Source organism: Streptomyces sp. NPDC107559, from assembly GCF_055657365.1.
On record NZ_JBVKBD010000039.1, the window covers coordinates 18,232 to 28,069 of the forward strand.

Here is a 9,838-nt window from a genome sequence, read left to right on the forward strand (position 1 = left end):
GCGGCTCACCACCCGGTGCCGTTGTCCCGCATCCACTGCTTGATGCGCTCGTTCGGGTTGGGCGGGTCCCAGCCGTTCGGCACCAGACGGGGGTCGCCCAGCGGGCGATCCTTCTTCTGGCTGTTGCACCGGGTGCAGATCCCGGCGAGGTTGCTCAGGTGGCTCGCGGTACGGGCCTCGTCGAGGGTCACCAGGCCGGCGCCCATGGCGGCCTCCGCGTCCACGAGCGAGTGGAGGTGGTCGGCGGCGGCGGTGCGACGGGACTGGCACATCTCGCAGGTCGGGATGAGCTGGCGGATGATCCGGGAAAGCCGGCGCCACTGGCGCCGCTTCTGCATCTCCACGGTGGCGCGGCGGTAGGCCCACTTGGACTTCGCCTTCTTCTTGGCCTTGGCGAGCTTCGCCGCGGCGGGGCTCTTCGGCGCCGTCGGTGCCTTGGTCGTCGGTGCTTTGGCCGCGGGCTTCTTCGCGGCCGCGGGGGCTTTGGCGGGTGTGGCCTTCTTGGCCGTCGCGCCCTTCTTGGCGGTCGTGGGCTTCTTGGCAGGGGCGGCCTGCTTGGCGGCTGCAGGCTTCTTGGGGGCTGCGGGCTTGTCGGACGCTGAAGGCTTCGCGGCGGGTGCGGCCTTCTTCGCCTTCCCGGCGGCAGTCTTCGGCGTCGTCGGCTTCGGTGCAGTCGGCTGCGGCTTCGGTTTCGGCCCGGCCGCAGGCTTGGCATTGGGAGCCGCGGGCTCGGGCGCTGGCGGCTTGGGTGCCGGCTTCGCCTGTGCCGTCGTAGGCGCTGGCGCCGCCGGTGCGGTCGGCTTGGGTGCCGCCGGGGCTTTGGGCGCGGCCTTCGAAGCGCCGGCCGCGGGGGCTTCGGGCATGGCTCCGGGGCTCTCCGGGGCCTTGGGAACCGCTTTCGGAGCGCCTTCGGTCGGGGCCTTCGGGACCGCCTTCGGGGGGACGGCGGCCTTCTCGTCCGGAACGGGGACCGGCGCTCTGGGAGGTTGCGGGGCCATCTTCGGGGGCTGTGGCACCGGTGGGGCCTTTTTCGCCGGGACCGGCGGGGCCTTCTTCGGTGGGGCCGGCGGCGGCAGCTTCTTCGGCGGGGCGGGCGGAGCCGGCGGCGCAGGCTGTTTCGCGGGCGGCGCCGCGGCAGGGGCCGGGGCCACCTTCATCATGCCGCTGTGGATCACGTTCTTGACGACCCCCCAGGCCACGCGAGCCAGTTCCTTCACATCCTGCTGGATCGCCGCGTCCCGCTCCGGCCCCTGCTGCATCTGCATGTCCTGCTGGAGCTTCAGGGCCGGCGGCCCTGCCGCGATCATGAGCTGCCCCGTCGCCAGCAGAATCGACGTGATCCGCCGCCCGACCGTCGCCTGGTGCAGGCTCACCGCGTACAGGACGGCGCCGATGACCTGCCGCCAGAACTGCTCGTCCTTGAGGAAGCCCTGGGGGTTCTTCGCGATGCTGTCCAGGATTCCCTTGACCACCCCTGCCGCGCCCACCACCTTGAGCGCGACCTGGACCTCCTCCACGCCCACGTAGGACAGTGCGATCTGCAGGCCGAGCGCGCCCTTGAGCTGGCCGATCTCCTCGTCGGTGAACAGGAGGGACTTCTCGGGTCGTGCGTCGCCGAACGCCGCCTTGTCGATCTTCCGGAGCAGCTTGCCCCCGTAGTGCGTGACCCCTCCGGACAGCGCGGGCGCCTTGGTGACGGGGTCGATGAGGATGGACTGGCCGGTCTCCGGATCCTTCGGTCCGTGCTCGGCCAGGCTCTTCACCGCGTCCCGCATCTCCTTCCCCTGTGCGTCGGCCACCGCCACCACCGTGCGGATCTTCTTCTTGGTCTCCGGCGCCACCGGGAGCTGGTCGATCACGGGATCCACCGCCGCCGCCCCTGCGTACGACAGGCCGCCCAGGGTGTCGATGGCGCCCGTGACCTCGAGCAGCACGCCCTCCTGCTGTCCCACCGTGTCGTGGACGGTCGAGCGGACCTTCTCCTTGGCGGCTGCCCACAGGGACTTCAGGTCGTAGGGCTCCTTGTCCTTGTCCGCACACGCGACGCCGACCGGGGTCCCGACGGCCACCGGCGCCGGCAGATCGGCCGAGGCCAGCGCCCCCGCGCCGTCGGCCTCCGCCTCCGCCGACCGCCGACCACCACCGGCCTCCGGGGCCCGCTGTTGCAGTACATGGGTGAGCTCGTGCGCGAGCAGAGCCCTGCCGCGAGGCGAGTACGGATCGAACCGCCCGGGGCCGAACACGATGTGCCGGCCCGCCGTGTACGCCTGCGCGTGCAGCCGGTCGGCGGTCGCGGCGGCCGCCGGATCGGAGTGGACGGCTACATCGGTGAGGGGCGCCCCGAAAGCCCGCTCCAGCGGCCCCCGGACCGACACGGGAAGCGGACGTCCCTGCTCCGCGTCACGTTCGTCGAGTACGGCGGGCAGGGCACCGTCCCGTGCGCGGCCGGGGTCCGACATCAGAGCGCACCCTGTGCCGTGCGTTCCCGCGCCGGCTGCCCGAACTTGTCGTACTCGCGCTCCACCGCGCGCAGCATCGTCTCGTGGTCCACCACGCCGCCGCCGGCCGCTGCCAGATGCGCGGCGGTGACCACCACGTTGCGGATGTGACCGCCGGACAGCGGATAACGCTCGGCCAGCAGCCGGAAGTCCAGGTCCGGGGTGTGGGGCAGGCCCGTCGGCCATGTCGTCCGCCAGATCCGCTCACGCTCGGGCACCTCTGGAAAGGGGAAGTGCACGATGAAGGAGAGCCGACGTGTGAACGCTTCGTCCAGATGATGCCCGAGGTTGGTGGCGAGCACCGCCAGCCCGTCGTAGTCCTCCATCCGCTGGAGCAGATAGGCCACCTCCAGATTGGCGTACCGGTCCCGCGCGTCCTGGACCTCGCTCCGCTTGCCGAAGAGCGCGTCCGCCTCGTCGAAGAGCAGCACCGCGTCTGTGCGTTCGGCCGCGGTGAAGACGGCGTCGAGGTTGCGCTCCGTCTCACCGATGTACTTGGAGACCACCGAGGCCAGGTCGACCCGGTACAGGGGTTGACCGATCTCCCCGGCGATGAGCCGGGCGGCGAGGGTCTTCCCGGTACCGCTGGGACCGGCGAACAGCACCGAGACACCGCGCCCGGCGGCGTCGGGCAGCCGGTACCGTTCGCGGACCGAGCCCCGGCACGCCACGTGGGAGCGCACGTCGTGCAGTTGCTCGACCACGGGCGCCGGAAGGACCAGCGTGGACCAGTCGGCGGCGGTCGGCAGACGGGTCGCGAGCCGCTCCAGGGCCCGAGCCGTCACCAGAGACGCCACTTCGCACACGTCCGCGACCGTCACGCGCGGCGCGCCGTTCCCACCGTCCTCAGTCTCCTCGCCGTCCTCGCTGCCGGTGTCGTAGGCGGCGTGCCCGCGGGCCGCCAACGCCTCCACCAGGCTCCGTTGTTCCATACCGGCCAGGTGGGTCCACGGGGTCCGTGGACGAGTCGTGGACTTCCCGTCGAGCGCGACACCGCGCTCGCGCAGCGCCGCCGCCAGCGCCGGGCCGGTGGGATCGGTGGGCGAGGGCAGAACCGGTACGGAGACGACCGCGCCCGACGCGGATCCAGGGGGTACCGGCGGCAGGGACCTCGCGGCGCCGATGACGACGGCGTGCGCGAACAGCTCCCACACGGCGGCAGGCGGTGGGGCGCCGGCCGAGACGTCGACCACCACGACCGCCTCCCGCAACAGGGCATGGGCAGCCAGTCGCCGGGCGGTCGCCGGGTCGCCCAGCGCTTCCGCCTCGATCCGCAGCACCGCGCGGTGCGCCCGGGCGGCGCTCCACCAGGCCACGTCGAGGCAGGCTGCGGCCTGTGGCCCGTACAGATGGGTCAGGGCCGGGGCCGGGCCCAGCAGCCGTCGTTTCAGTGTTCGTACGGCTGTCTCGTCCCCGGGCTCCGGCGGAACGTAGGTGTCCACCTCCGCCGCCGGGGTGAGGTCCTCCGGGAGTTCACGGACCCCGAAGGTCCAGCGCAGCAGCGCGCCGGAGGCGCGAAGTGCCGAGCGGTGCGAACAGCAGTCGGTGGGCCCGTCGCCGAGCACCTCGAGCAGCCCGAGGCGGATCAGCGGGGAACCGGGCCCCAGCCGGACCGCGACGGTGTCCCGCTCGGCGTCGTCGGCGCAGCACAGGCGGGCGACGAGGTCCACGGTCGGATAGGGGAACCCGGGGTCGGCGGCACCGTCGCGCAGCCAGGCGAGCGTCCGTCCCAGGACGGGGTCGAGGTCGGGCGCCAGTACCAGGGCCAGGGCACACAGGTCGAAGGTGTCGAACCCCTGTCGCAGCAGCGGGGCCGTCACATGGTCGGGCAGCGGCGGAGGGCCCGCCACCGTGGCCGGCGGCCGTCGCGCGGTCAGCTCCACGGCGACCTGGTGCCGGGACGGGTACAGACGCTCCAGCGGGTCGGTCTCGGCCGCGCGGGGCACTTCCGGTGTGGAGGACCGTTCCGTGGGCGTCGGCGAGGCCGACTGCTGCATGGCGCGGGCGAGCACGTCGGTGACCCAGTGCCGCAGCGGCGAGAGGTCCGGCACGGGACGGGAGGCGGTGGGGGGCACAGTAAGGATGGCTACCGTGCTGCCCGGCCGATGCCACCCGCCTTCGAGGGGGAAATCCCGGGATGCCCGGGTGGAGGAAATCCTCCACCCCCTCCGACTGCTCTCCGCCTCCTTCTCAACCTCGCGGCGGGAGGGCCCCACCCTCGGCGCCTGCGGCGCCCTCCGGGGTGCGCAGCACCCGCGCCGCCGCCTCGCGGTGGGTGACTCCCAGCTTGCGCAGCACCGCGTGGACATGTGACTTGACGGTCGCCTTCCCGATGACCAGACGGTCACTGATCTGCTGGTTGGACAGACCCTCTGCGACGAGGAACAGCACCTCGCGCTCGCGCACCGTCAGCTCTCCACGGACCGGGCCCGGCGGTGTTGCGGCACCTTGTACGTGGTGAAGCAGCCAGGCCGCGATCCGGGGCGGGCACGGTGCTTCGCCCCGTACCACGCCGGTGATGGCGCTCACCACGTCGTGCAACGAGTGTCCGGCGTCGATGAACCCCGAGACCCCGGCCCGTGCGGCGGCGATGACCACCTCGCGCGCGTGTCGGGTGTCCTCCACGCCGAGGGCCACGAGGCGGGTGCCGGGCGTGCCGGACCGGATTGCCCGCACGGCCGCGACGCTGTCCGGCACGGCGAGGTCGAGCAGGAGGACGGCCGGGCGGAGCCGGTTGGCTGCCGCGACTGCTTCGGCGGCGGTACCGCCGCTGCCGACGAGCGAGAGAGCGGGCTGGGACCTCAGTGCCTCGAAGGTCGCCTCCCGGTACACCCGTACCGGGGCGATGAGCAATACATCGATCACATCGAGTTGACCCTAGCCGTGACCGGTGGGTGAAGGCGCCAGCCCTGCCTGGTGTGTTGCCTGAAACCGGACCGTCGGGCGATCGGGTCGTCGGGCGGCCGGGTGAACGGCAGCCGCTTGTGTGCAGAGCGGGCCATCCGTCCGGATCACCGCCCACAGCCCTGGGGCGTCGCCTCGACGGACACCCTCACCTGGCGCCGGAAAAAGATTCGATTCACGGTGAAGGTGATGGCGGCGTGGTGCGCCGCACGGGAGACCGCCCTGCCGGGGTACGGAGGAAGGAACAAGCATGCCCTCATCACACGACAACGGCGGTGGCCGCTTTCCACCGCCCGGCGGGCAGGCTCGCGGGCGCCCTGAGCTGATCTTCGTCACCAAGGAGGAGGCGGAGGTCCGCTTCACCCCCTCCGGCGTCCGTGCGGTACGGGGCGACGATGTCGCGGGGCTGGACGCCATTGCCGCCGATCCAGACATCACGGTGACCGCGGTCTTCGGCGACGAGGAGCGGATGCGTGCCGACGCCCGGCGCAGGGCGAGTGCGGCGTCGAGCGCGGAGCAGGACGAGACCATCGGCCGTATGGCTCGCGTCTACCACGTGGAGGCCCCCGAGGAGCGGCTCGATCAGATTGCCGAGCATCTGCGCGGCCTGGACGTCGTCGAAACGGCCTACGTCAAGCCGGCTGCCGAACTCGCCCATTCCCTCACGCCGACCCGGCCGGTGATCCGGCCCATCAACGACATGGCACCGACGGGCCTGGCGGCGCCACCCGCGTCTCCCGACTTTACCGACCGGCAGATCTACCTCAACCCCGCACCGGTCGGGATCGACGCGCGGTTCGCCTGGACACAACCGGGCGGACGCGGCGACGGCGTCCGGGTGGTCGACTGCGAGTGGGGATGGCGCTTCACCCACGAGGACCTCCTCGAGAACCAGGGCGGAGTCATCTCCGGGACGAGCTTCACGGACACCAATCACGGCACCGCTGTCCTGGGCGAGATCAGCGGTGACAGCAACGACATCGGCATCACCGGTATCGCCCCCAACGCGATGATCAGTGCCTCCTCGTTCTCCCTGCCCACGGCCACGGCGATCAAGGCAGCCGCGGACCACGTGGGCTTCGGCGACATCCTCCTGCTGGAGATCCACCGGCCGGGCCCGCACGCGACCGGGGTCGGTCAGGAGGGCTTCATCGCGGTCGAATGGTGGCCCGACGACTTCCTGGCCATCCGGTACGCCGTCAACAAGGGGGTGGTCGTCGTCGAGGCGGCCGGCAACGGCGCGGAGAACCTCGACGACCCGGTGTACGACACCCCGGGGGCAGGCTTCCCGTCGTGGTGGCGCAACCCCTTCCGGCGCGGCATGGACTCGGGTGCCGTCGTCGTCGGTGCCGGCGCACCGCCGCCCGGAACCCACGGTGCCGACTGGGGAGCCGACCGTTCCCGGCTCGACTTCTCCAACCACGGCTCCTGTGTGGACGTACAGGGCTGGGGCCGCGAAGTGACCACGACCGGCTACGGCGATCTCCAGGCAGGACAGAGCGAGGACTCCTGGTACACCGACAGATTCAGCGGGACATCGAGCGCCTCGCCGATCGTCGTGGGCGCGCTGGCCTGTGTCCAGGGCGTGCTCCGCGCGAACGCCCGCAGCCCGCTCACTCCCGCGCGCGCCCGTGAGCTGCTGCGCAGCACCGGGACGCCGCAGCAGGACGAGCCTGGACGTCCCGCCACCCAGCGCATCGGCAACCGGCCCGACCTGCGGCAACTGATTCCCGCGGCGCTGGCCACCGAGAGCTGGGCCGATGTACAGCTGCGGGCCACCGTGGCGGCGGGCAGTACACAGCGGTGGTTCACCCACAGTTGGCCCGCGCACTGGCACGTCGTGTGGACCGTCGTTCCCACGACCGTGAGCCCGGGAGGACCCGAGTTGAGCTGGCGAGTCCGGGTGGAGCGGGCCACCGACGCCAACGCCACGTACTGGATCGACGTGACCAATCACGTCGCGCAACCCGTCGACTTCGAGCTCCGCTTCGCGGTTCTCGGCTGGTGAGGAGAGCAAGGATGCAGGTGGGAACGCAGTTCACCGACACGCTGGACCCGGGGCAGAGCGGCGAGTGGTTCAGCCACAGCTGGCCCGAGAACCAGCATGTGATCTGGCATTGCATGCCGGTCACACCGGAGCCTGGAACCCCCCAGATCGAGTGGAACGTGCGAGTGGAGCGGGGCTCCTCGTCCCTCGTCACGTACTGGTTGACCGTCACCAACATCGGCAACGCGCCGATGACCTTCGAGGGCCGCTACGCGGTGTTGAACTAGGAGTCCCCATGAAGGTGCGGATCACGATCGAGGACGAGCACGAACCGGCCAGGACCGCCTACGCAGTCGGGAAGAAGGACACCGGGCCGATGCGCGGCTCCGTCACACGAACGCCCACCGGCGGCGCGGTGTCCGAGGCCGTCGACGGCGGCCCGGCGCCGGCCCGGCTGCTCGCGCGAGCCGCGGCCGGGGAGAAGCCGCAACGCGACTCGATCCCGCGACCCGACGGCGCTCGGCCGTTCCGCCGTATGAGCAACGGTGTGGACACGGGGCCGCCGCGTCTCGCCTGACCCTTGCACGACAGCGGCGGCCGGGCAGGTCCTCCGGTCGGCAACCGGCCCTGTCCTCGCCCACACGGGGGGACTCGTCGTCCGGACCGCCGCGCTCCCAGTGGGGCCCGTGCACGTATTCCAAGCTGACCTCATGCCATCCCTCACTCCCAGCCGTATCCCCCTGGGCCACCGGGCGGACAGGCTGCTCATGTCCCGCGACGGCACGCTGCTCTACGCGGTCTGCCACGATGACGCCGTCATCTGCGTGATCCACACGGGCACCGGCGAGGTGAAGCAGAACATCCCCTGTCCCGGCTTGGGCCGGTACGCCACCCTCACCCACGACGGCCGCCTGTACGCGGCGGCCGGGGAAGGCGTGCTCGCGGTCGTCAAAACCGTGCCGCCGTCGGTGACCGGCACCCTCACGGTCGGCGGCAATCCCTCCGGAGGCGCTGTCTCCCCGGACGGCCGACTTGCCTACGTGTCGCTGAGGACCGCCTCGGGGATCGCGGTGATCGACACCGCCACGGACGCGGTGACCGGCACGTTCCCGATCGGCATCCGCCCCTGTCTGCTGGTCATGTCGCCGACCGGCGACCGAATCTACGCGGCCGACGAGAACGGCAACAAGATCGTGCCGGTCGACACGCAGACCATGAGTGTGCTGGGCGCCCCGATCCAGGTCGGCTTCGGAATCCTGGGCCTGGCGATCGGTCCCGACGGCAGACAGGTCTTCGCACCCGGCTTCATCGACGGCACGGTTCACGTCGTCGACACCGCCACACTCGAAGTCACAGCCAAGGTCAAGGTTGCCGACCAGCCCAGGGACGTGGCGGTGACACCCGACGGCAGCAGGGTGTACGTCGCCCACCTGAACGCACAGTCCGTCTCCGTCATCGACACCACCGCCATGTCGTTCGTCAGGGAATTCACTGTTCCGTCCGTCGACCGTCTGGTGGTCTCCCACGACGGGGAGCGTGTCTACGCCTCCTCCGTCGGCGGCCGTTCGGTGCTGGCCGTTCCGACCAGGTCCCGTGCGGTGGCCGCGGTCCGCAAGCCGGAGGGGGTGGCCATGAGTCCCGACGGCCGGAACCTTCTCGTGACCCTCGGGGAGGGGAACGCGGTGTCGGTCATCAGCACTCCGGAGAGGCGGATTCCCGTCGGCTCGCGGCCGATTGCGGTGGTGGCGGTGGGGGACGGGCGTGAGGTGTACGTCGCCGACGTCGTGGGCGGGAAGGTCCTCGTGATCGACTCGACCGTCGACGAGGTGGTCGCCAGCATCGACGTCGCGAGCCCCTTCGACCTGGCGGCCGACCCGAGTGGCACGCAGGTCTACGTCGTCGGCCCCGACACGCTCGCGGCGATCGACACCCGGACCCGCAGTGTCGTGGAGCGGATCCCCGTCCGGCTGTCCCCGTCCTTCCGGTCCCTGACGACGGACGGAAACCACCTCTACGTCAGCCACACGAACGACGGCACGTTCACCGGATTCCTCACCCGACCGCTGCGGGAGACCAGCGAGGTGTTTCCGCTGGCAGCCCCGGTGGACGGCTCCTTGTCGGCGTTCGACGACCTGGCGGTGACAGGCGACGGCCCCCGTGTCGTCGCCACGCTCCGCGCCCGCAGCCAGGTGTTCGTCGTCGACATGGACTTCCCGCAGAACCCGACGCTCCTGCAAGGAGTGGTGAGTGCGAACCGGCTGGCTGTGGGTCCCGGCGGCACTGTCTTCGTCACCAGTCCGGATGCTGACACGGTGGCGGTGCTCGATGTCGGTACCGCGGCGCTTGTGGGTGCGCCGATCGCGGTTGTGGGTGGTCCGGGTGCTGTGGTGGTGGGTCGGGACGGGCGGAGTCTGTTCGTGGCGGGTGCCAAGGACGGTCATGTGAGTGT

6 protein-coding genes and 1 pseudogene are annotated in these 9,838 nt (G+C 71.3%); 4 read left to right on the forward strand and 3 right to left on the reverse strand.

Features of this window, described 5'->3' with window-relative positions; genetic code table 11:
• Nucleotides 1–5 precede the first annotated feature (5 nt).
• The 3 genes from ACZ7OY_RS44075 to ACZ7OY_RS44085 form a co-directional block, all read right to left on the reverse strand.
• Nucleotides 6–2,459, reverse strand: a complete 2,454-nt coding sequence (locus tag ACZ7OY_RS44075; protein ID WP_472251128.1) for an eCIS core domain-containing protein — start codon at nt 2,457–2,459, stop codon at nt 6–8.
• Nucleotides 2,459–4,573: an ATP-binding protein gene (locus ACZ7OY_RS44080; RefSeq protein WP_472251129.1), complete on the reverse strand. Its 2,115-nt coding sequence runs from the start codon at nt 4,571–4,573 to the stop codon at nt 2,459–2,461. The genes ACZ7OY_RS44075 and ACZ7OY_RS44080 overlap by 1 nt, the downstream gene beginning before the upstream one ends.
• 115 nt (nt 4,574–4,688) lie before the next feature.
• Entirely contained in the window at nt 4,689–5,363 is a 675-nt protein-coding gene (locus tag ACZ7OY_RS44085; RefSeq protein WP_472251130.1) for a LuxR C-terminal-related transcriptional regulator, read from the reverse strand.
• 289 nt (nt 5,364–5,652) lie between these two features.
• On the opposite strand from ACZ7OY_RS44085, the gene ACZ7OY_RS44090 reads away from it, so the two are divergent.
• The 4 genes and pseudogenes from ACZ7OY_RS44090 to ACZ7OY_RS44105 form a co-directional block, all read left to right on the forward strand.
• A complete protein-coding gene (locus tag ACZ7OY_RS44090) occupies nt 5,653–7,410 on the forward strand; it encodes a S8 family peptidase (RefSeq protein ID WP_472251131.1) in 1,758 nt (585 codons plus the stop codon).
• An 11-nt stretch (nt 7,411–7,421) separates the two neighbouring features.
• Nucleotides 7,422–7,676, forward strand: a complete 255-nt coding sequence (locus ACZ7OY_RS44095) for a hypothetical protein (RefSeq protein ID WP_472251132.1) — start codon at nt 7,422–7,424, stop codon at nt 7,674–7,676.
• Nucleotides 7,677–7,684: 8 nt separating this feature from the next.
• On the forward strand, nt 7,685–7,966 hold the full coding sequence (locus ACZ7OY_RS44100; protein WP_472251133.1) for a hypothetical protein: 282 nt from the start codon (nt 7,685–7,687) through the stop codon (nt 7,964–7,966).
• Between the two features lie 133 nt (nt 7,967–8,099).
• Nucleotides 8,100–9,838 (forward strand): annotated as a pseudogene (locus ACZ7OY_RS44105) (hypothetical protein); the annotation flags it as partial.

Bases quoted from the DNA above. Each gene is read 5' to 3' on its own strand.
- ACZ7OY_RS44075 (WP_472251128.1), bottom strand. From the start codon at position 2,459: ATGTCGGACCCCGGCCGCGCACGGGACGGTGCCCTGCCCGCCGTACTC.
- ACZ7OY_RS44090 (WP_472251131.1), top strand. From the start codon at position 5,653: ATGCCCTCATCACACGACAACGGCGGTGGCCGCTTTCCACCGCCCGGC.
- ACZ7OY_RS44095 (WP_472251132.1), top strand. From the start codon at position 7,422: ATGCAGGTGGGAACGCAGTTCACCGACACGCTGGACCCGGGGCAGAGC.
- ACZ7OY_RS44100 (WP_472251133.1), top strand. From the start codon at position 7,685: ATGAAGGTGCGGATCACGATCGAGGACGAGCACGAACCGGCCAGGACC.